Annotated in this window: 21 protein-coding genes and 1 other RNA gene; 17 read left to right on the top strand and 5 right to left on the bottom strand. The window is 56.0% G+C overall.

Annotation, left to right across the window (positions count from 1 at the left end; translation table 11 throughout):
- Positions 1–44 precede the first annotated feature (44 nt).
- Together speB and AABB92_RS20330 are read left to right on the top strand one after the other, a co-directional pair.
- A complete protein-coding gene (gene speB / locus AABB92_RS20335; RefSeq protein ID WP_031375771.1) occupies positions 45–965 on the top strand; it encodes an agmatinase in 921 nt (306 codons plus the stop codon).
- A gap of 218 nt (positions 966–1183) precedes the next feature.
- Positions 1184–1594: a YidB family protein gene (locus AABB92_RS20330; RefSeq protein ID WP_031375770.1), complete on the top strand. Its 411-nt coding sequence runs from the start codon at positions 1184–1186 to the stop codon at positions 1592–1594.
- 59 nt (positions 1595–1653) lie between these two features.
- On the opposite strand, the gene loiP is transcribed toward AABB92_RS20330, so the two are convergent.
- Positions 1654–2409, bottom strand: coding sequence for a metalloprotease LoiP (gene loiP / locus AABB92_RS20325; RefSeq protein WP_031375769.1), 756 nt, complete (start codon positions 2407–2409; stop codon positions 1654–1656).
- A 271-nt stretch (positions 2410–2680) separates the two neighbouring features.
- Here loiP and tkt point away from each other — a divergent pair, with 271 nt between their 5' ends.
- From tkt to AABB92_RS20290, 7 genes are all read left to right on the top strand, one after another.
- Entirely contained in the window at positions 2681–4675 is a 1995-nt protein-coding gene (tkt, locus tag AABB92_RS20320; protein ID WP_031375768.1) for a transketolase, read from the top strand.
- 308 nt (positions 4676–4983) lie between these two features.
- Entirely contained in the window at positions 4984–6003 is a 1020-nt protein-coding gene (gene epd, locus AABB92_RS20315; RefSeq protein ID WP_031375767.1) for an erythrose-4-phosphate dehydrogenase, read from the top strand.
- Between the two features lie 51 nt (positions 6004–6054).
- Complete coding sequence (pgk, locus tag AABB92_RS20310; RefSeq protein WP_031375766.1) at positions 6055–7218, top strand: phosphoglycerate kinase; 1164 nt, start codon at positions 6055–6057, stop codon at positions 7216–7218.
- A 105-nt stretch (positions 7219–7323) separates the two neighbouring features.
- Positions 7324–8403, top strand: coding sequence for a class II fructose-bisphosphate aldolase (gene fbaA, locus AABB92_RS20305; RefSeq protein WP_031375765.1), 1080 nt, complete (start codon positions 7324–7326; stop codon positions 8401–8403).
- Between the two features lie 192 nt (positions 8404–8595).
- Entirely contained in the window at positions 8596–9477 is an 882-nt protein-coding gene (gene mscS / locus AABB92_RS20300; protein WP_031375764.1) for a small-conductance mechanosensitive channel MscS, read from the top strand.
- A gap of 127 nt (positions 9478–9604) precedes the next feature.
- Positions 9605–10228: an arginine exporter ArgO gene (gene argO, locus AABB92_RS20295; protein ID WP_031375763.1), complete on the top strand. Its 624-nt coding sequence runs from the start codon at positions 9605–9607 to the stop codon at positions 10226–10228.
- Positions 10229–10372: 144 nt separating this feature from the next.
- Positions 10373–11095: an oxidative stress defense protein gene (locus AABB92_RS20290; protein ID WP_031375762.1), complete on the top strand. Its 723-nt coding sequence runs from the start codon at positions 10373–10375 to the stop codon at positions 11093–11095.
- A gap of 36 nt (positions 11096–11131) precedes the next feature.
- On the opposite strand, the gene AABB92_RS20285 is transcribed toward AABB92_RS20290, so the two are convergent.
- Positions 11132–12037 (bottom strand): LysR family transcriptional regulator ArgP, encoded by a 906-nt coding sequence (locus AABB92_RS20285; RefSeq protein ID WP_009087111.1) that lies wholly within the window; start codon positions 12035–12037, stop codon positions 11132–11134.
- Positions 12038–12219: 182 nt separating this feature from the next.
- Here AABB92_RS20285 and rpiA point away from each other — a divergent pair, with 182 nt between their 5' ends.
- Both rpiA and serA read left to right on the top strand, forming a co-directional pair.
- Positions 12220–12879: a ribose-5-phosphate isomerase RpiA gene (gene rpiA / locus AABB92_RS20280; RefSeq protein WP_046289231.1), complete on the top strand. Its 660-nt coding sequence runs from the start codon at positions 12220–12222 to the stop codon at positions 12877–12879.
- Between the two features lie 279 nt (positions 12880–13158).
- A complete protein-coding gene (gene serA, locus AABB92_RS20275; protein WP_031375760.1) occupies positions 13159–14397 on the top strand; it encodes a phosphoglycerate dehydrogenase in 1239 nt (412 codons plus the stop codon).
- A gap of 217 nt (positions 14398–14614) precedes the next feature.
- On the opposite strand, the gene AABB92_RS20270 is transcribed toward serA, so the two are convergent.
- The 3 genes from AABB92_RS20270 to zapA form a co-directional block, all read right to left on the bottom strand.
- Positions 14615–15220, bottom strand: coding sequence for a 5-formyltetrahydrofolate cyclo-ligase (locus AABB92_RS20270; protein WP_031375759.1), 606 nt, complete (start codon positions 15218–15220; stop codon positions 14615–14617).
- Between the two features lie 99 nt (positions 15221–15319).
- Positions 15320–15503: non-coding RNA, 6S RNA (gene ssrS / locus AABB92_RS20265), on the bottom strand.
- A gap of 39 nt (positions 15504–15542) precedes the next feature.
- Positions 15543–15872, bottom strand: coding sequence for a cell division protein ZapA (gene zapA, locus AABB92_RS20260; protein WP_031375758.1), 330 nt, complete (start codon positions 15870–15872; stop codon positions 15543–15545).
- A gap of 170 nt (positions 15873–16042) precedes the next feature.
- Between zapA and AABB92_RS20255 the strand changes: the two genes are divergently transcribed.
- The 6 genes from AABB92_RS20255 (at position 16043) to gcvH (ending at position 22383) form a co-directional block, all read left to right on the top strand.
- Positions 16043–16621 carry a YecA/YgfB family protein gene (locus tag AABB92_RS20255; RefSeq protein WP_031375757.1) on the top strand — a complete coding sequence of 193 codons (579 nt, stop codon included), beginning with the start codon at positions 16043–16045 and terminating at the stop codon, positions 16619–16621.
- 59 nt (positions 16622–16680) lie between these two features.
- A complete protein-coding gene (pepP, locus tag AABB92_RS20250; protein ID WP_031375756.1) occupies positions 16681–18003 on the top strand; it encodes a Xaa-Pro aminopeptidase in 1323 nt (440 codons plus the stop codon).
- Entirely contained in the window at positions 18000–19178 is a 1179-nt protein-coding gene (gene ubiH, locus AABB92_RS20245; RefSeq protein ID WP_031375755.1) for a 2-octaprenyl-6-methoxyphenyl hydroxylase, read from the top strand. Before pepP ends, ubiH begins: the two co-directional genes overlap by 4 nt.
- Positions 19179–19191: 13 nt before the next feature.
- Entirely contained in the window at positions 19192–20394 is a 1203-nt protein-coding gene (gene ubiI / locus AABB92_RS20240) for an FAD-dependent 2-octaprenylphenol hydroxylase (RefSeq protein WP_031375754.1), read from the top strand.
- A 481-nt stretch (positions 20395–20875) separates the two neighbouring features.
- Entirely contained in the window at positions 20876–21973 is a 1098-nt protein-coding gene (gcvT, locus tag AABB92_RS20235; RefSeq protein ID WP_031375753.1) for a glycine cleavage system aminomethyltransferase GcvT, read from the top strand.
- Between the two features lie 23 nt (positions 21974–21996).
- Positions 21997–22383 carry a glycine cleavage system protein GcvH gene (gene gcvH / locus AABB92_RS20230; RefSeq protein WP_031375752.1) on the top strand — a complete coding sequence of 129 codons (387 nt, stop codon included), beginning with the start codon at positions 21997–21999 and terminating at the stop codon, positions 22381–22383.
- The last annotated feature ends 25 nt before the right edge of the window (positions 22384–22408 follow it).

Here is a 22408-nt window from a genome sequence, read left to right as displayed (position 1 = left end):
GCTCGCGGGCCTGGCCCGACTGATGCCAACAGAGAGGACGATCTATGTACAATACCCTCGGCAACCAGTACGACAACTCCCTGGTCTCAAACGCCTTTGGTTTCATGCGCTTCCCGCTCAACTTCCAGCCTTACGACAGCGATGCAGAGTGGGTGATCACCGGCGTTCCATTTGACGCCGCCACATCGGGCCGTCCAGGCAGCCGTCTGGGCCCAGGCGCTATCCGTCAGATCTCAACCAACCTTGCGTGGGAAGGCTGCCGCTGGCCGTGGGATTTCGATCTGCGTCAGCGCCTGAAGGTGGTTGACTGTGGCGATCTGGTCTATGCCTTTGGTGACTCGCAGGATCTTTCTGACAAACTGCAGGCGCATGCCGAAAAACTGCTGGCGAACGGCAAACGCATGATGACCTTTGGCGGCGACCACTACGTGACGTTGCCGCTGCTGCGCGCGCATGCGAAGCACTTCGGTAAGATGGCGCTGGTTCACTTTGATGCGCATACCGATACCTATTCCAACGGCCCGACCTTTGACCACGGCACCATGTTCTTCACCGCGCCGAAAGAAGGTCTGATCGATCCACAGCACTCAGTTCAGATCGGTATCCGTACCGAGTTTGATAAGAGCCTTGGCTTCAACGTGCTGGATGCGGCGCAGGTTAACGATCGCAGTGTCGATGACATTCTGGCCGAAGTGAAACGCACCGTGGGCGATCTGCCGGTCTATCTGACCTTCGATATCGACTGCCTCGATCCGGCACACGCGCCGGGCACCGGTACGCCGGTCATTGGCGGACTGACCACCGATAAAGCCACCAAGCTGATTCGCGGTCTGCAGGGCATGAACATCGTCGGTATGGATCTGGTGGAAGTGGCGCCAGGCTACGATCACGCCGACCTGACTGCGCTGGCCGCGGCCACTCTGGCACTGGATATGCTGCACGTGCAGGCGGTAAATAAAGGCTGATGCGCCACGCTGGCCGGACTGCGTAAGCCCGGCCAGCTTGTCAGCACTGAAAGCGGCGTTCTGCCTGTCGGGTGGACGCCGCTTTGATCGTCACCACACGTCACGCCCTCTGCACCATCCCCTGCTTTAAACCCCGATTATCTCCTTCAGGTCCGCCAGGCGCGAACCGTTATCTGCAACTAAACTTACAGCGTAAAAATCGCAGAGTGGAGATGATCATGGGCTTTCTTGATGAACTGGCAGGCGCACTGGACGGCGGTCAGAGTGAAGGGCACCCGCCCGGGCAGTTGCAGGCGGTCTGGCACTGGGTGCAGGAGCAGGGCGGTATTGAGGTACTGCTGCATAAGTTCCAGCAGGGGGGATTAGGCGAGATATTCAGCTCGTGGATCGGCACCGGCGATAATCATCCGGTGGGCCACAGCGAGATTCAGTCGGCCTTTGGTCAGGAGGAACTGCAGTCACTGGCGGATAAGCTTGGCACCGACGTCAAAGGCGCATCGGGCACGCTGGCGGCGCTGCTGCCACAGTTGATCGATAAAATGTCGCCGCAGGGACGGATGGATGAGCAGGCGCTGCACGACAATAAGCTGGATTTAGGCTCGATGGTGGATCAGATATTCAAGCGTTAGCGATCTGCCTGACTCAGCGGGCGAAAGCGCGCACCGGGTACGCGCTCCGCAGGTGAAGATTATTTGCTGTCTGCTGCAATGCGCTCGCGGATGTGCTGGGCGCGCGCCTCAGACGCCGGGTGCGAATCAAACATCGAGCTCTGGCGTCCCTGCTCAAGTTTTGCCAGCTTCTCGAAACTGGTCGCCAGACCCATTGGATCGATGTTGCGCTTCTTCATCAGATCATAAGAGTAATCATCAGCCTGGCTTTCCTGCGTCTGTGAGAACTGAGCATTGACCAGTTTTTCGCCCAGTTCGCCGAGCTGCGACTGCGACAGCGAACCGATCACACCACCGACAGAGGCCGCAGCCGTGCGGGCGGCGGTGGTGGCATACGCCAGCTGCATCGCTTTGCGGGTATGGCCCAGCGCCACGTGGCCCATCTCATGGCCCAGCACGCCTTCCACTTCATTATCATCCATCATATCCATCAGGCCGCTATAGACGCGAATACAGCCATTGGCCATCGCCCAGGCGTTAACGTCTTTGGTCTGATAAACCTTGTAGTTAGCCGGCACGCCATTGATGTTATCGCCCAGCGCGGCGGCAATTTTATTCAGACGCTGCTGATATTCACTGTTGGCGGGTGCAACCTGATTCTCTTTGTCCATCTGCTCACAGGATTGATCGCTCAGCTGCTTCACCTGATCATCGCTCAGGGTGTAGGCCTGATAGGCCTGGGCGCCCGACTGCATCAACGCGTTATTATCTAAACCCTGACAGCCACTCAGCAGCGTTGCCAGCCCAAGAGCTACTACCGTTTTTTGGATTTTCATTCCGTATCCCATTCATAACAAGGTAAGAAAAACAAACACCTGAAACACTGCCAGGTGATTAAACCCTTCGGTTATAGCGCGCCACTCAGCGCTTTGCTAGCAGACATCGCCGGAAAAGCCAGACGAAGCGGGCACATTTAGCGTTTTACAGCATGTACTTTTGCCATGTTTTTCATGTACATTGATCTGCAACTTTTTCCTTGTTTTGCCCGATAACTGATTAATAACAATAAGTTAAGGCGCGAAGCATTAATCCGACCTGGAGTAGAAAATGCCCTCTCGTAAAGAGCTTGCCAACGCCATTCGCGCGTTAAGTATGGATGCAGTACAGAAAGCTAAATCGGGACATCCGGGTGCCCCGATGGGCATGGCGGACATCGCTGAAGTTCTGTGGCGCGGCTACCTGAATCACAACCCAACTAATCCGCTGTGGGCCGACCGCGACCGCTTCGTGCTCTCCAACGGTCACGGCTCCATGCTGATTTATAGCCTGCTGCACCTCACCGGCTACGATCTGCCGATCAGCGAGCTGGAAAACTTCCGTCAGCTGCACTCAAAAACTCCAGGTCATCCAGAATATGGCTACACCGCAGGCGTTGAAACTACCACCGGTCCGCTGGGGCAGGGCATCGCTAACGCGGTCGGTTTCGCCATTGCTGAGCGCACGCTGGCGGCACAGTTCAACCGTCCGGGCCATGACATCGTAGACCACAATACCTATGTCTTCATGGGTGATGGCTGCATGATGGAAGGTATTTCACACGAAGTCTGCTCACTGGCCGGTACCCTTAAACTGGGCAAACTGGTGGCGTTTTATGATGACAACGGTATCTCTATCGACGGTCATATTGATGGCTGGTTCACTGATGACACGGCAAAACGCTTTGAAGCCTACGGCTGGCACGTGGTGCGTGGCGTAGATGGTCATGATGCTGATGCGATTGCTAAAGCGATCGACGAAGCGAAAAGCGTCAGCGATAAGCCGTCGCTGCTGATGTGCAAAACCGTTATTGGTTTCGGTTCACCGAACAAAGCGGGCACCCATGACTCGCACGGTGCCCCGCTGGGCGATGATGAAGTGGCACTGACCCGCAAACAGCTGGGCTGGGAACATGCTCCTTTCGTTATTCCCTCTGATATCTACGCCGAGTGGGACGCTAAAGAAGCGGGCCAGGCAAAAGAAGCGGCCTGGGATAAGAAATTCGCCGCTTACGCTCATGCACACCCTGAGCTGGCTGCCGAGTTCAAACGTCGCGTCAGCAATGAGCTGCCGGCTAACTGGCAGCAGGAGTCGCAGAAGTTTATCGAACAACTGCAGGCTAACCCGGCTAAAATCGCCAGCCGTAAAGCGTCACAGAATGCCATCGAAGCCTTTGGTAAAATCCTGCCAGAATATCTGGGTGGATCAGCCGATCTGGCGCCAAGCAACCTGACTATCTGGTCTGGCTCTAAGCCGATCAACGAAGACGCCGCGGGTAACTACATCCACTACGGCGTGCGTGAATTCGGTATGACCGCGATTGCTAACGGTCTGGCACTGCACGGCGGTTTCCTGCCGTACACCGCTACTTTCCTGATGTTCGTTGAATATGCGCGTAACGCGGCGCGTATGGCGGCACTGATGAAGATCCGTCAGATCATGGTTTACACCCACGACTCAATCGGTCTGGGCGAAGATGGCCCGACTCACCAGCCGGTAGAGCAGATGGCCAGCCTGCGCACCACGCCGAACATGAGCCTGTGGCGTCCGTGTGACCAGGTTGAATCGGCGGTGGCATGGAAATATGCCATTGAGCGTAAAGATGGCCCGACAGCGCTGATCTTCTCGCGTCAGAATCTGGCGCAGCAGGAGCGCAGCACTGAGCAACTGGCTAACGTGGCGCGCGGTGGCTACGTACTGAAAGATTGCGACGCGACGCCTGAACTGATTCTGATCGCTACCGGTTCAGAAGTTGAACTGGCGGTCGGTGTCTGGGATAAACTCACCAGCGAAGGTCGTCAGGTGCGCGTGGTCTCTATGCCATCAACCGATGCGTTCGACAAGCAGAGCGATGCTTACCGTGAATCTGTGCTGCCGAAAGCGGTCAGCGCACGCGTAGCTATCGAAGCGGGTATCGCTGATTACTGGTTCAAATATACCGGTCTGAACGGCGCTATCGTCGGCATGACCAGCTTCGGCGAATCAGCACCGGCCGATCAGCTGTTCGAAATGTTCGGCTTCACCGTCGATAACGTTGTCGCCAAAGCGAAAGCGCTGCTGGCGTAACATCAGTCAGGCGGGTTCACACCCGCCTGATTCAAATCAGGGGATGCCTCAAGCGTCCCTTTCGTTTTTATTCCTGTAGTAATAACTATCTTTTGCGTCGTTTTGTGACACAGATCCAAATATACGCAGTCCGATTGATCACAATCATTCCTGTTATTCCTCCCATCCTTTATTGTGGCTGAACCGTTTCAGTTGCCGGGCAGATCGCCCCGGTTTCAGACAATGCCGGGTAAGAATCTCCTGTACAAACTACAGCGAAGCGCTCAGGCTAACGGCACGTTTTTTCCGTCTGACGTGGCAGGAGAGAGATGACCATACGGGTAGCAATAAATGGTTTTGGCCGTATTGGACGCAACGTATTGCGTGCGCTGTATGAAACCGGCCGTCGTGCTGAGATCACCGTCGTTGCCATCAATGAGCTGGCCGAAGCGACCGGTATGGCGCATCTGCTGAAATATGACACCAGCCACGGCCGTTTTGCCTTTGATGTGCGGCAGGAACGCGACGTGATGTGGGTCGGCGGCGATACCCTGCGCATTTTACACCGTGCTGAGATTGCCGATCTGCCGTGGCGCGAACTCGACGTCGACGTGGTGCTGGATTGTACTGGTGTCTACGGTTCGCGCGCCGATGGCGAAGCGCATCTGCAGGCGGGCGCGAAAAAAGTGCTGTTCTCGCATCCGGGCGGCAACGATCTCGATGCCACGGTGGTGTATGGCGTCAACCAGCAGTGGCTGAAAGCGACTGACTGCATCGTCTCGAACGCCTCCTGCACCACCAACTGTATTATTCCGGTGATCAAACTGCTGGATGACGCGTTTGGCATTGAGTCCGGCACCGTGACTACCATCCATTCAGCGATGCACGATCAGCAGGTGATCGATGCCTATCACAGCGATCTGCGTCGTACCCGGGCTGCCAGCCAATCGATCATTCCGGTGGATACCCGTCTGGCGGCCGGCATTACCCGTATTTTTCCGAAATTCAACGATCGCTTTGAGGCGATTGCCGTGCGCGTGCCAACGATTAACGTGACGGCGATTGATCTCAGCGTTTCTGTACGCCAGTCGGTCAGGGCGTGCGAAGTTAACGCCTTGTTGCAAAGCGCGGCAGAAGGGGCATTTCGTGGTATAGTTGACTATACGGAATTACCGTTAGTCTCAGTCGATTTTAATCATGATCCGCACAGTGCCATTGTGGACGGCACCCAAACGCGGGTCAGTGGTCAACACCTGATCAAGACCCTGGTCTGGTGTGATAACGAATGGGGCTTTGCTAACCGAATGCTCGACACGACGTTAGCAATGGCCGCAAGCGGTTTCAGGTAGGGCGCGGTTTGCGCCTGGCAAAACTTATGAGAATCAACGAGAGGGTTCACCATGTCTGTAATTAAGATGACCGATCTGGATCTTGCTGGCAAACGCGTTCTGATCCGCGCCGATCTCAACGTACCAGTGAAAGAAGGGAAAGTGACGTCAGATGCACGTATCCGTGCTTCTCTGCCTACCATCGAAGCGGCGTTGAAACAGGGCGCGAAAGTGATGGTTACCTCTCACCTGGGTCGTCCGACCGAAGGTGAATACACTGAAGAGTTCTCGCTGCTGCCGGTAGTTAACTACCTGAAAGAGAAGCTGAGCGGCACCAATGTGACCCTGGCAAAAGATTACCTCGACGGCGTTGAAGTCGGCGCTGGCGAACTGGTGGTGCTGGAAAACGTTCGCTTTAACAAAGGCGAAAAGAAAGATGACGAAGCGCTGTCTAAAAAATACGCAGCCCTGTGCGACGTGTTCGTGATGGATGCGTTCGGTACCGCACACCGTGCGCAGGCTTCTACCCACGGCGTCGGCAAATTTGCCCCAATCGCCTGTGCCGGTCCGCTGCTGTCTGCAGAACTGGAAGCACTGGGTAAAGTGATGAGCAACCCGGAGCGTCCGCTGGTCGCTGTAGTGGGCGGTTCTAAAGTGTCGACTAAATTCGACGTACTGCAGTCGCTGGTGAAAATTGCTGACACCGTCATCGTCGGTGGCGGCATCGCTAACACCTTCGTGGCTATCGACAACAACGTCGGTAAATCGCTGTATGAGCCAGACTTCGTTGAAGCGGCTAAAGGCCTGCGTGACCAGTACGGCATCCCGGTTCCAACCGATTCACGCGTTGGCACGGAATTCTCTGAAACTGCCCCGGCAACCGTGAAAAAGGTTTCGGAAGTGGCGGATAACGAAGAGATTATGGACTTCGGTGATGAAACCGCTCAGGCAATGGCCGCCATTCTGAAGGAGGCAAAAACCATCCTGTGGAACGGTCCGGTTGGCGTCTTTGAGTTCCCGAACTTCCGTAAAGGCACCGAAATCGTGGCGAACGCAATTGCCGACAGCGAAGCGTTCTCTGTCGCAGGCGGCGGTGACACCTTAGCGGCCATCGACCTGTTCGGTATCGAAGATAAAATTTCCTACATCTCGACCGGCGGCGGCGCGTTCCTCGAGTTCGTGGAAGGCAAAAAACTGCCAGCCGTTGCCATGCTGGAAGAGCGTGCGAAGCAGTAATCCTTTGGGGGCGATGCCGGGTGGCATCGCCTGAAGTCTTGCCCGTCAGGGCGTTTAAATCGAGGTCCCCACAGGGGATCAACGGTCACGAAACAGGACACAATCATGTCTAAAATTTTTGATTTCGTAAAACCCGGCGTTGTCACTGGTGATGACGTACAGAAGATCTTCAAAGTTGCGAAAGAGAACAAATTCGCACTGCCAGCGGTAAACTGCGTCGGTAGCGACTCAATCAATGCGGCACTGGAAGCAGCGGCGAAAGTGAAAGCGCCGATCATCATCCAGTTCTCTAACGGCGGTGCCGCGTTTATCGCCGGTAAAGGTTTCAAAACCGACAAGCCACAGGGCGCAGCCATTTTCGGTGCTATCGCTGGCGCACACCACGTGCATCTGATGGCAGAACAGTACGGCGTGCCGGTTATCCTGCATACTGACCACTGTGCCAAGAAACTGCTGCCGTGGATCGACGGTCTGCTGGACGCAGGCGAAGAGCACTTCAAGAAAACCGGTAAGCCACTGTTCTCTTCTCACATGATCGACCTGTCTGAAGAATCACTGGAAGAAAACATCGAAATCAGCAGCAAGTACCTGGCGCGCATGGCGAAAATCGACATGACGCTGGAAATCGAACTGGGCTGCACCGGTGGTGAAGAAGATGGCGTCGACAACAGCCACATGGACGCGTCTGCACTTTACACCCAGCCAGAAGATGTTAACTACGCCTACGAAAAACTGAATGCCATCAGCCCGCGCTTCACCATCGCGGCATCATTCGGTAACGTGCACGGCGTTTACAAGCCAGGCAACGTGAAACTGACCCCAACCATTCTGCGTGATTCGCAGAAATACGTGTGTGAAAAACACGGTCTGCCGCACAACGCGCTGGACTTCGTTTTCCACGGTGGTTCAGGTTCTTCTGCTGCAGAAATCGAAGAGTCTATCAGCTACGGCGTGATCAAGATGAACATCGATACCGATACCCAATGGGCGACCTGGGACGGCATCCTGCAGTATTACAAAAAGAACGAAGGCTATCTGCAGTCGCAGCTGGGTAACCCGGAAGGCGCTGACAAGCCGAACAAAAAATACTACGACCCACGCGTCTGGCTGCGTTCAGCCCAGGCCTCTATGGTGGTCCGTCTGGAGCAGGCTTTCAAAGAGCTTAACGCTGTCGACGTACTGTAATAGTCAGTGAGTTAGCGTACAAAAAAGGCCCGAAAGGGCCTTTTTTTATGCATCTGCGGCAGAAAATTGCGGTTAAACGACCCGCTGTTTGGCGCTTCAAACAATAATTGATTACCCTAGATCACGGGGTGTCGGATTACATCTGGCAGTTTTTGTTTATTCCCGGCGGGAATCCAATTACAGGGCTTATTAATGGAAGATTTACACGTCGTCGATGGCTTAACGAACGCAGGCAGCTGGCTGGTGCGCAATCAGGCACTGATCCTCAGCTATGCCGTCAATATTGTGGCGGCTATCGCCATCATTATCGTCGGGATGATCATCGCCCGCATCATTTCTAACACCGTAAACCGTCTGCTGCGCGCACGACACATTGATGCCACCGTGGCTGACTTTCTCTCTGCGCTGGTCCGTTACGGGGTGATTGCCTTCACCATTATCGCGGCATTGGGACGGATTGGGGTCCAGACCGCTTCGGTGATTGCGGTACTGGGTGCGGCGGGTCTGGCCGTTGGTCTGGCGCTGCAGGGATCGCTCTCTAACCTGGCAGCCGGCGTATTGCTGGTGACTTTCCGTCCGTTCCGCACCGGCGAGTTCGTCGATCTGGGCGGCGTAATGGGCACGGTACAGCAGGTGCAGATCTTCTCAACCACCCTGAAAACGGCCGATGGCAAAGTGGTGGTGGTGCCGAACGGCAAGATTATCAGTGGGAACATCGTCAACTTCTCTCGTGAACCGATCCGCCGTAATGAGTTCATCATTGGCGTTGCTTACGATGCGGATGTTGATGAGGTGATCGCATTACTGCAGCAGGTAGTTGAAGCCGATAGCCGGGTGCTGAAAGAGATGGGCATTCAGATTGGCCTGAACGAGCTGGCTGCCTCTTCAATGAACTTTGTGGTGCGTTGCTGGAGCAACAGCGGCGATCTGCAGAACGTCTACTGGGACCTGCTGAAGAACTTCAAGCGGGCGCTGGATGCCAAAGAGATCGGCATTCCTTATCCGCAGCTGGATGTGCATCTGCATCAGCAAACACCATCTGACGCGGTGCCATCTCCGGCTCAGCCACAGTAATCTCTCTCAATGGGCGGCCACCGTCGCCCATTAATTTGTCTAATCACAGATTAATTATTTCAATTTCCGCTAATCATCCAGCCTCTTTATACTGCGTCCCATCTTAACTTTCTCGGGACTTAATCTGGTGCTGACTCTCTATTTTCAAGGGCTTGCTCTTGGTGCTGCGCTCATCCTGCCGCTGGGGCCTCAAAACGCGTTCGTGATGAATCAGGGCGTAAAACGCCAGTATCATTTGATGACCGCCTCACTGTGCGCACTGAGCGATATTGTGCTGATCTGCGGTGGTATCTTCGGCGGCAGCGCCTTGCTGAACCAGTCGCCATTGCTGTTGATGCTGATCACCTGGGCCGGGGTGGCTTTTCTGCTGTGGTATGGCTGGGGCGCGCTGCGTACTGCTTTTAGCGGCAGCGTTGATTTAGCCGACGGCCAGCCGCTGAAGCAGGGAAGGGCGCGGATTATCGCCACGCTGCTGGCAGTGACCTGGCTGAATCCGCACGTCTATCTCGATACCTTCGTGGTACTGGGAAGTCTGGGCGGTCAGCTACCCACCACGACCGCCCGCCAGTGGTTCGCCATGGGCACCATCAGCGCCTCTATCCTGTGGTTTTTTGGCCTGGCGCTGCTGGCCGCCTGGCTATCACCACGGCTGCGCACCGCCAGAGCACAGCGCATTATTAACCTGCTGGTCGGGGTGGTGATGTGGTTTATTGCCCTGCAACTGGCGCGTCAGGGACTCGCCGGTTTTTAAACTTCACCCGAACAGGCTGCGGTAATTGCCGCGCTGAGGGCGAACTTTTGCCATAATGACCACTCAAAGCATGGCGCATACCGATGCGCTTTTGGGCTTCGCCGGTTGGAAGCCGTCATATTGACCTTTTCAAGGAGGACTTTCATGAAACTGAAAGCATTGGCTTTGGCCGCAATAATGAGCGCAGGGGCACTGCCCGGCGTACAAGCTGATGAGCTGCCGAATGGGCCGCACGTCGTGACCTCTGGTAAGGCAACGGTCGATGCCCGTCCGGACATCGCTACCTTATCCATCGTGGTTAACGTGTCATCAAAAGATGCCGCCGATGCGAAAAAGCAGGCCGATAGCCGGGTTGCGCAGTATTTCGATTTTCTGCAGAAAAATGGCATTGAGAAGAAAGATATCGATGCTGCTAACCTGAGTACCCAGCCAGAATACGATTACACCAAAGAGGGTAAATCGGTACTGAAAGGCTATCGTGCCGTGCGTCAGGTGCAGGTGACTCTGCGTCAGCTGGACAAACTCAACGATCTACTGGATGGCGCGCTGAAGTCCGGCCTGAATGAGGTTCGCAGCGTTGAGTTAGGCGTGGCCAATCCGGAGAGTTATAAGCAGCAGGCCCGCAAAGCGGCAATCAAAAATGCTACTCAGCAAGCTTCAGAGCTGGCAGCCGGTTTCAACGCCCAGCTGGGCTCGATCTACAGCATTCGCTATCAGGTCGCCAACTACCAGCCGATGCCGATGAACCGTATGTATAAGGCCGCCGCTGCTGCCGATACGTCGGCTCAGGAAACCTACGATCAGCAAAGCATCAACTTTGACGATCAGGTCGATGTGGTGTTCGAGATCAAACCGAACACGCCATAATGAAAAACGGGGCCTGCGCCCCGTTTTCTTTTGTGGTTACGCGGCGACGTCATCCTGACGCAGCACGCGATGTCCGTGCGCGATCAGCGCATCGGTCACCCGCCGCATCAGACGGCTCTCCGGCGCGAAGCGATGCCAGTAGAGCATCCGGCGCTGATAGAGGCCGGGCGTCAAATCAATCAGCTCACCGCTCGCCAGCTCGCGCTCAATCTGCAAGTGCGGGATCATACAGCAGGTCGAACCCTGTCGCGCCATCTGCACAAAAGCTTCCGATGAATTGACGATATGGCAGGGCACGCTGCCCGGCGACAGATCGAAGTTTTGCTGCAGAAACGCCTGATGCATATCATCCAGATGGTCAAACGCCACGGCAGGCGCTTTCAGCAGGGCAGAACGGGTGACGCCGTTCGGGAAGAAGCGGTCGGCAAAGTCACGTGATGCGACGAACAGATAGTCGAGCGCACCCAGTTGATCCACCAGGCAACTCGGTAACGGCTGGGGCTGAATACTCACGGCACCGACCACTTCACCACGGCGTAAACGCTCCTGGGTACGGGTTTCATCTTCTACCTGCAAATTCAGCCGTACCGGTGAGTCGGCCAGCACATCTTTCAGCGCAGGCAGCAGCCAGGTTGCCAGACTGTCGGCGTTGACCGCCAGCGACAACAGCAGCGGTGTAGTACCGCTGTTTTCATCGCCCAGCCACTCCTCTTCCAGCAGCTCTACCTGATGCAACAGCGCCAGCAGTTTCTGGCCCTGTTCGGTCGGGCGAGGCGGGACGGTACGCACCAGCAGTGGCTGACCAAACAGATTCTCCAGCTGCTTGATACGCTGTGAAACCGCCGACTGCGTGATACATAATTTCTGTGCGGCGCGTTCGAAACCGCGTTCACGAATCACTGAATCCAGCGCCTGAAGCGTACGATAATCCGGGCGTTTCATTGTTATTTTCTCTCCTTCAGGGTGGACGTTACTATGCCACAAAAGTGTCACCTGTGAGCGACCGCGTGTTTTTTGTGGTCTGGCTTCCAAAGCGATAAATCCGCGTCTGTCACCCGAGCATTTTCAGTCAGCCTTGTTTTATACTACGCGCACTTCGTTGTCGCACAGGTTTTAAACATACCATGACCCAGGATGAACTGAAAAAAGCCGTAGGCTGGGCTGCACTCGATTATGTGCAGCCTGGTACGGTTGTCGGCGTTGGCACCGGATCGACCGCGGCCCACTTTATTGATGCGCTCGCGACGGTCAGGCATCAGATTGAGGGCGCGGTCTCCAGTTCCGACGCCTCAACCCAGAAGCTGAAAAGCCTGGGGATTCAGGTGTTCGATCTGAATGAGATCGACATTCTGTCGGTTTACGTCGACGGTGCCGATGAGATCAATCCTCAGATGCAGATGATCAAAGGCGGGGGAGCCGCGCTGACGCGTGAGAAAATCGTCGCCGCGGTGGCTGAAACCTTTATCTGCATTGCTGACGCCTCCAAAGAGGTCGACGTGCTGGGCCGTTTCCCGCTGCCGGTTGAAGTGATCCCGATGGCGCGCAGCTACGTGGCGCGTCAGCTGGTTAAACTCGGAGGATTACCGGAATACCGTCAGAACGTGGTCACCGATAACGGCAACATTATTCTCGACGTGCATAATCTGCGCATTCTCGATCCTATAGCGCTGGAAAAAACCATTAACGCCTTGCCCGGCGTGGTCACCGTCGGTCTTTTTGCCGCTCGGGGTGCCGATATCGCACTGATTGGCGGGCCTGACGGGGTTAAAACCATCAAAAAATGATCTGTCCGGCGTCATTACGGCGCCGGTTATTTCTGCCCGCAAAACATCTTTTCTCGCCAGGGTGAAATTTGGTGACTTATGTCACATTAGCGTCATCCACAGCGGGTTCGTTCTCCCTTCATCGCAGACATCACGATTTTGTACGGCAATGTGCTGTTGCTGAGCCTTGCCGTGCTGTCGGGCAGGCAATCGTTTGTATTGCCGGACGCGTATTTTTTGATATTTTGACAGAAGGCTGGCTTATGGCAGTCCTCAATGAATTCTGAATAGGGTCGGGAAATGGCAAAGGTATCACTGGAAAAAGACAAGATTAAGTTCCTGCTGGTGGAAGGTGTCCATCAGAGCGCGGTGGAAAACCTGCGGGCTGCAGGCTACACCAACATCGAATTCCACAAGGGCGCGCTGGACTCCGACGCGTTAAAAGCATCGATCCGTGATGCACACTTTATTGGTATCCGTTCCCGCTCCCAACTCACCGAAGAGATCTTTGCCGCAGCTGAGAAGCTGGTCGCGGTCGGCTGTTTCTGCATCGGGACTAACCAGGTTGATCTGCAGGCTGCTGCCAGCCGTGGTATCCCGGTGTTTAACGCCCCGTTCTCCAACACCCGCTCGGTGGCGGAACTGGTGATTGGCGAAATGCTGCTGATGCTGCGCGGCATCCCGGAAGCCAATGCCAAAGCCCACCGCGGTATCTGGAACAAGAATGCCAAAGGCTCGTTTGAAGCGCGTGGCAAAAAGCTGGGCATCATCGGTTACGGCCATATCGGCATGCAGCTGGGCGTGCTGGCTGAAAGCCTGGGGATGCACGTTTTCTTCTACGATATCGAAAACAAACTGCCGCTGGGTAATGCGACTCAGGTACGCCATATGGCGGATCTGCTTAACATGAGCGATGTGGTCAGCCTGCACGTGCCGGAGACGGTCTCCACCCAGAATATGATCGGTGCTGAGCAGCTGGCGCAGATGAAGCCTGGCGCACTGCTGATTAACGCCTCACGCGGTACGGTGGTGGATATTCCGGCGCTGTGCGAGGCGCTGGCCAGTAAACAGGTTGGCGGCGCCGCGATCGACGTCTTCCCGGTTGAGCCTGCGACTAACAGCGATCCGTTCATCTCGCCGCTTAGTGAGTTTGATAACGTGATCCTGACGCCGCACATTGGCGGATCGACGGAAGAAGCGCAGGAGAATATCGGTATTGAAGTGGCCGGTAAGCTGGCGAAATACTCCGATAACGGCTCCACGCTGTCAGCGGTTAACTTCCCGGAAGTGTCACTGCCGATGCATGGCGTCAGCGCCAGCCGTCTGCTGCACATCCATGAAAACCGTCCTGGCGTGCTGACGGCGATCAACCAGATTTTTGCTGAGCAGGGCATCAACATTGCGGCGCAGTATCTGCAGACATCGCCATTTATGGGCTACGTGGTGATTGATATTGATGCTGAGCCAGAGCTGGCTGACAAAGCGTTACAGCTGATGAAAGCGATTCCGGGCACCATCCGCGCCCGTCTGCTTTACTAAGCAAACTGCACCGCAGGTAACGCAACGCGTTGGCCCGGCTACGGGCGTACCTCAGGGATGAGGTGCGTAATCGCGTGGGCCGGGCGTGTCATGGATGGCAGCTTTTGCGTCTTTCCGATCTGGCCGTGTTCCCTGCGCTGGCCCGATCTCACCACTCATCGGACAGACTTGGCCAGAAATATCAGGCGCTTCATTGCGCCTCCTTCATTCCAAACGTCTACTCCCACTGCCAGAGTTTTGACGGCGTCATTATCGCTGGCAAAGGCACATCCCAGTCGGCCACCGGCAGGCTATCGACGCGCTGACAGTCGTGCGCCAGGCCCACCGGCAGGAAACCGTGCTGCCGCCAGTTTTGCAGGGTGCGATCGTAAAAACCGCCACCCATCCCCAGGCGCTGTCCATACTGGTCGAAAGCCACCAGCGGCACCATCATCACATCAAGCTGATCCAGGGTAATCAACTGCCGGATGTCCAGCGGCGGCTCGGGAATGCGCAGCTTATTGCGCACCAGTTGGGTTTCGGTTGAGTAGCGCAGAAACAGTAAGTTGCCGGGCGAGAAAGGGTGTAAAACCGGCAGGAAGACCTGCTTTTTCTGCTGCCACAGTCGGGCAATCAGCGGGCGGGTGTTGAGTTCGCCATCGACCGACAGAAACAGTGCAACGTTTTGTGCGGCAGTGATCGGGGCGTAATTGAGGGCGTGTTCAGCGAGTTGCTCTGCCGCCTGTTCCTGCTGCTCATCGGTCAGTGCGTGCCGCAGATGACGGACGTGCTGGCGAATCGCCTGGCGATGGCCTTGAAGCTGGAGCTGAGAAGAGTCAGACATGGTTTCCCCGCCGGATAAGTCGCTGTTGAAGCAACTATAACATGACAGTTGGGGAAAGATACCGGGACCACAAGAGGACGCGCTGGGAACTACAGAAGAGAGATCTCCGAGATGCCGCCGTAGGCTGTAACCCTTGAACCCTTGGTTCAAGGTGAACATGCCGTCGTAACCATCAGGCTTCTCGGACGAACCGAGCATGCACACAGGTTACAGAGCGTCACATTCTGTTTTTTCGAAATATCGGCTCAGGGGACTGGCCCACATGCAAACATCTCAGAGAAAATTTACCTCACCGTTACCTGATTATAGCAACCATGAAGTTTTATTCGAACTTCGCACCCTCACGCTCAGAGATGCGACCTTGCTCAACCAGTGCCTGTTCAATCGTCTGCTGCAACATACGGATACGCTGTTCCATATTAGCAGCATAATCGCGCGTTTTCACTTTCTCTTGCGCCAGCTCGTGGCAGACGTTTAACGCGGCGATGAACACCAGTTGTTCTGTATTGGTGACTCTAGTGCGAACTTTTAGATCTTGCAACCGTTGATTGAGATCTTCAGCCGCTGCATTCAGCGCATCTTGCTGTTCAGGCGGACAATTCACTCTCAACGAACGACCAAAAATTTGTAAATCTACCGGTTGTGCAGACATGCCACCTTCCTGACTGATTACTTCGCCCGCAACTCCCTTAGCAGTCAATGGCTTGGGAGGCGGGCAACTATATAGACCCGCGAAATAAGTTACAACCCCTTTTCTGGAAACCTTGAGGCAGCTAGTGGTAGCATAACACGAACTTATTCTGCCAACGACGATGAAAACTTATGTCCTTACAGAACGCAACCCCCGATTACAACGCGCTGGCGGCGGCGCTCTCACAGCAGGGCGTAGGAATGACCCCCGCAGAAATGCATGGCTTGCTGAGCGGCATCCTGTGCGGCGGCAATCAGGACCCCAGCTGGAAGACTCTGGTGCACGATCTGGCCAATGAAGGCATGGCGTTTTCACAAAGCCTGTCGATGCCGTTACAGGCACTGCATGAAAATATCGCCACCACCCTGGAAGATGAGGGATTCCTGTTTCAGCTGCTGTTACCCAGCGATGATGACATCACGGTATTCGATCGCGCCGACGCGCTGGCCGGCTGGGTGAATCATTTTCTGCTCGGCCTTGGCGTGACACAGCCTAAACTGGATAAAGTCACTGGCGAAACCGGTGAGGCGATTGATGATTTACGCACCATCGCCCAGTTGGGTTACGAAGAAGATGAAGATCAGGAAGAGCTGGAGCAGTCGCTGGAAGAGGTGATTGAGTATGTCCGTGTTGCAGCGCTGCTGTGCCACGATACCTTTACCCGTCCACAGCCGACCGCGCCAGAAGTTCAGAAACCGACGCTACACTAAGCTTACGATAACGGGTCACCTGGTCAGTTTAAACAGGTCAGATTACAGGGAGTGCAGAGATGATTTCACTGGACAGATTCCAGCAGCGTCGACAGGCGCTGTTAGCGAAAATGGTTCCTGGCAGCGCCGCGTTGCTGTTTGCCGCGCCTGAAGTGACGCGCAGCAACGACACTGAATACTCATTCCGTCAAAACAGCGACTTCTGGTATTTCACCGGCTTCAACGAGCCGCAGGCGCTGCTGGTGCTGATTAAAAGTGATGAAACGCACAACCATAGCGTCCTGTTTAACCGGGTGCGCGATCTGACAGCAGAAGTCTGGTTCGGGCGTCGTCTGGGTCAGGATGCGGCACCGGCAACGTTGGGTGTCGACCGCGCCCTGCCGTGGAACGATATTGGCGAGCAACTGCACCTGCTGCTCAACGGTCTGGATGTGGTTTACCACGCGCAGGGTGAATATGCGGAAGCTGACACGCTGGTGTTTAACGCGCTGGATAAACTGCGCCGCGGTTTCCGCCAGAATCTTAGCGCACCGGCCACGGTGACAGACTGGCGTCCATGGGTGCATGAGATGCGCCTGTTCAAAGATGCGGATGAGATTGCGCTGTTACGCCGTGCTGGCGAAATCAGCGCGCTGGCCCATACCCGCGCGATGCAGGCCTGCCGCCCAGGGATGTTTGAATATCAGCTCGAAGGCGAAATCCATCACGAATTTAATCGCCACGGGGCGCGCTTTCCCGCCTACAACACCATCGTTGGCGCCGGTGAAAACGGCTGCATCCTGCACTACACCGAGAATGAAAGCGAACTGCGTGATGGCGATTTGGTGCTGATCGACGCTGGCTGCGAATTCCACGGCTATGCCGGTGACATTACCCGCACCTTCCCGGTTAACGGCAAATTCAGTGCCCCGCAGCGCGCACTCTATGACATCGTACTCACATCGTTGTATACCGCGCTCAGCCTGTTCCGTCCGGGGATCAGCATCCGCGAAGTGAATGATGAAGTGGTGCAGATTATGGTCAGCGGTCTGGTAGAGCTGGGTGTACTGCAGGGGGAGGTCGACACACTGATTGCCGAAGAGGCCCATCGTCAGTTCTATATGCATGGCCTCAGCCACTGGCTGGGGTTAGATGTGCATGATGTCGGTCACTATGGCACGCCCAGCCGCGATCGCGTGCTTGAGCCAGGCATGGTCCTGACCATTGAGCCAGGTCTCTACATCGGCCCGGATGCCGATGTACCGGCAGAATATCGCGGCATTGGTATTCGTATCGAAGATGACATTCTGATCACCGAAACCGGCAATGAAAATCTTACCGACAGCGTGGTGAAGGATGCCGCAGCGATCGAAGCATTAATGGCGGCGGCAAAAACAGCATGAGCATTCTGATTGCCGGTGGCGGCATGACCGGCGCGACGCTGGCGCTGGCAATATCCCATCTGACCCAGGGCCGGTTGCCGGTGACGCTGATTGAAAGCAGCGAACCCGCCAGCCGGGCACACCCCGGCTATGATGGTCGCGCCATTGCGCTGGCGGCGGGCACCTGCCAGCAACTGGCCGATATCAACCTGTGGCAGCGTATTGCCGGCTGCGCCACGCCAATTACCCGGATTCATGTTTCCGATCGCGGTCATGCGGGCTTTGTTTCGCTGGCGGCAGCTGATTACGACATTCCGGCGCTGGGGCAGGTGGTAGAGCTGTTTGATGTCGGACAGCGTCTGTTTACTGAACTGAAGAAAGCGCCGGGCGTCACTCTGCGCTGTCCGGCTCGCGTTACTCAGGCCAGCCGCAGCGAGCAACAGGTAACGGTAACGCTTGATAATGGCGAGCAGCTAAATGGCGATCTGCTGGTGGCGGCAGACGGCTCACGCTCTGCGCTGGCCGCCTCCTGCGGCATTCAGTGGCAAACCGATGACTATCAGCAGCTGGCGTTGATTGCCAACGTCACTACGGCGTTGCCACATCAGGGGCAGGCGTTTGAACGCTTCACCGAGCACGGTCCGCTGGCTCTGTTGCCGATGTCAGATCATCGCCTGTCGCTGGTGTGGTGCCACCCGCTGTCACAGCGTGACGCGCTCACGCGCTGGAGCGAAGCCGAATTCCTCAGTGAACTGCAGCGGGCGTTTGGCTGGCGACTGGGCAAATTTACCCATGCCGGTCAGCGGGAATACTACCCGCTGGCGCTGCAACGGGCGGTGCAGCCGGTCACGCATCGTGTGGCGGTGGTCGGCAATGCGGCGCAGACGCTGCACCCGATTGCCGGACAGGGCTTTAACCTTGGCCTGCGTGACGTAATGTCGCTGGCCGAGACGCTGGCGTCAGCCCATCAACAGCAACAGGATCCCGGCAGCTATGCGGTACTGCAACATTATCAGCAGCGCCGTGAGCAGGATCGCGCCGCGACCATCGGTATTACCGACGGCTTAGTGCGTATCTTTGCCAACCGTCATACGCCGTTGGTCATCGGGCGTAATCTGGGTCTGCTGGCGATGGATCATCTGCCGTGGCTACGAAATCAACTGGCTGAGCGCACGCTTGGCTGGGTTAAGCGTTAATAAAGAGGCTTTGATGCAAACTTTTGATGTGGTGATTGCCGGTGGCGGTATGGTCGGACTGGCAGTGGCTTGTGGCCTGCAGGGCAGCGGACTGCGCATCGCGGTACTGGAAAAATCTCCCGAGCCGCCAGCCAGCCTGAGTGATACACCCTCGATTCGCGTCTCGGCTATCAATGCGGCCAGTGAGCGTCTGCTACAGAAGCTGGATGTCTGGTCGACCATTCTCTCGCTGCGTGCCAGTGCGTATCACGGTATGGAAGTGTGGGATAAGGACAGTTTCGGTACCATCGCCTTTGGCGATCAGCAGCAGGGGCTGTCTCACCTGGGCCATATTATCGAAAATCCGGTGATTCATCGCGCCCTGTGGCAACGCGCCAGCGCCTGCAGCGACGTGACGCTGATGGCATCCGCCGAGCTGCAGCAGGTGGCGTTTGGCGATAACGAAGCCTTTATTACCCTGCAGGATGGCAATATGTTAACCGCGCGTCTGATGATTGCGGCTGACGGAGCCAACTCCTGGCTGCGTAACAAAGCCGATATCCCGCTGACCTTCTGGGATTACGATCATCACGCGCTGGTCGCTAACGTCCGCACCGGGATGCCGCACGATGCGGTAGCGCGTCAGGTGTTCCATGGCGACGGTATTCTGGCTTTCCTGCCGATGCAGGACCCGCATCTGAGTTCGATTGTCTGGTCGCTGTCACCGCAGGAGGCGAGCCGGCTGGAAAGTATGCCGGAAGCGTTATTCAATCAGCAGCTGTCGGTGGCGTTTGATATGCGGCTTGGTCTGTGCCAGCTGGAAAGCGAGCGCAAATCGTTTCCTCTGACGGCGCGCTATGCCCGAAATTTTGCCGCGCACCGCCTGGCGCTGGTCGGGGATGCGGCCCACACCATTCATCCGCTGGCAGGACAGGGCGTGAACCTGGGCTTTATGGACGCGGCTGAACTGATCGGTGAAATTCGCCGGCTGCATCAGCAAGGCAAAGATATCGGACAGCACCTCTATCTGCGCCGCTACGAACGCAGCCGTAAGCACAGCGCCGCGCTGATGCTGGCCGGCATGCAGGGCTTCCGTGAGATGTTTGCCGGTAACAACCCGGCAAAAAAACTGCTGCGCGATGTCGGCCTGAAGCTGGCAGACAGCCTGCCGGGCGTTAAACCGCTGATGCTGAAGCAGGCGATGGGCCTGAATGACCTGCCGGCGTGGCTACGCTGAACCCGCTCTGACCCGCTCCCGAGCCAGCATTTGCTGGCTTTTTTTCTGTCCGAAACCCACTCCCGAGCCAGCATTTGCTGGCTTTTTTTCTGTCCGAAACCCACTCTGCACCATCACAAGGCAGCGCCGCACCACTATCGCCCCTCGTTTGATTTATTCTAATTTTGCCGCTCAATTCGCATTACTTTTTCTTATTCGGTGCATCGGCGAGTACCGCATTTTTTTAACATCCTGAACGGCTTCTCGCATAAATTTGCTGCGTTTATTTAACCTTCCTACATTTATTGCGTGATTAATCACAAAATTGCAGTTTTTTATCCTGTCGGTGATTAATCCTGGTTAGGCTGTGCATCAGCTTTCGACCCCGGTTTGCTTATGGTTAATCGCCAGGTTCGGTGGTAACGTCAGCCTAAAGAGAACGTTTGCGTCGGCAGGGTTTGCGGCGCGCTTTGGTACTCACTCGCTTCTGCACAGGATGGTTATGACTCAGCAAACACCTCTGTTTGAACAGCATCAGGCCTGCGGCGCTCGCATGGTGGATTTTCATGGCTGGATGATGCCGCTGCACTATGGCTCCCAGATGGATGAGCATCATGCGGTGCGTAATGACGCCGGCATGTTTGATGTCTCCCACATGACCATTGTTGACCTGAAAGGCCCGCGTACCCGCGAATTTCTGCGCTACCTGCTGGCAAATGACGTGGCAAAACTGACTCAGCCCGGCAAGGCGCTCTATACCGGCATGCTGAATGCATCAGGTGGCGTCATTGATGATTTGATTGTTTACTTTATGAGCGAAGACTTTTTCCGGCTGGTGGTGAATTCCGCAACGCGGGAGAAAGACCTCGCCTGGATCGCTGAACATGCGCAGGGCTACGGCATTACGCTGACCGAACGTGACGATCTGGCGCTGATTGCCGTACAGGGGCCGCAGGCCCAGCAGAAAGCGCAGACGCTGTTCAGCGAGACACAACGGCAGGCGGTATCCGGGATGAAGCCGTTCTTCGGCGTACAGGCGGAGGCGCTGTTTATTGCCACCACCGGCTACACCGGCGAAGCGGGATATGAGATTGCGTTACCGGCAGACGAGGCGGCCGATTTCTGGCAGCGGTTGCTGGCCGCCGGAGTAAAACCTGCGGGTCTCGGTGCACGTGACACGCTGCGGCTGGAAGCCGGCATGAACCTGTACGGTCAGGAAATGGATGAAAGCGTTTCACCGCTGGCTGCCAACATGGGCTGGACGGTGAGCTGGGAGCCGGCCGATCGGGCCTTCATCGGACGTGAAGCGCTGACGTTACAGCGTGAACGCGGCACCGAAAAACTGGTCGGGCTGATCCTGACCGAAAAAGGCGTGCTGCGTAACGGCTTGCCCGTGCGCTTTACCGACGATCAGGGCGAGCCACAGGAAGGGATCATCACCAGCGGTTCGTTTTCGCCCACTCTGGGTTACAGCATTGCCCTGGCACGCGTGCCAGCCAGTATCGGCGACACCGCCATCGTTGAGATCCGTAACCGCCAGATGCCGGTAAAGGTTACCCGACCGATTTTTGTCCGCGCCGGTAAACCGGTCGCCCAGTAAATTTTATTCAGGAGAAATGGCCAATGAGCAATGTGCCAAATACGTTGAAGTACCGCGACAGCCACGAGTGGGTGCGCAAAGAAGAAGATGGTTCTTATACCGTAGGCATCACCGAACATGCGCAGGAACTGCTGGGTGACATGGTGTTTGTCGATCTGCCTGAAGTCGGCGCAACCTTTGCTGCTGGTGAAGAGTGTGCAGTCGCCGAATCAGTCAAAGCGGCCTCCGACATCTATGCACCGATCAGCGGTGAGATTGTTGCGGTTAACGATCTTCTGTCCGATTCGCCAGAGCAGGTCAACAGCGAACCTTATGACGGCGGCTGGTTATTCAAAATCAAAGCCAGCGACGAGTCTGAAATTGACACGCTGCTGGACGCGGATGCTTACAAAGCCTCTATCGACGAGTAATCGTCAGGCGGCCTCGCGCAGAGGC

It is taken from the genome of Pantoea brenneri (assembly GCF_038594305.1).
Lineage (GTDB): Bacteria > Pseudomonadota > Gammaproteobacteria > Enterobacterales > Enterobacteriaceae > Pantoea > Pantoea brenneri.
The sequence above is the reverse complement of the archived record's forward strand: the minus strand, read 5'-3'. Positions and strand labels throughout refer to the sequence as shown.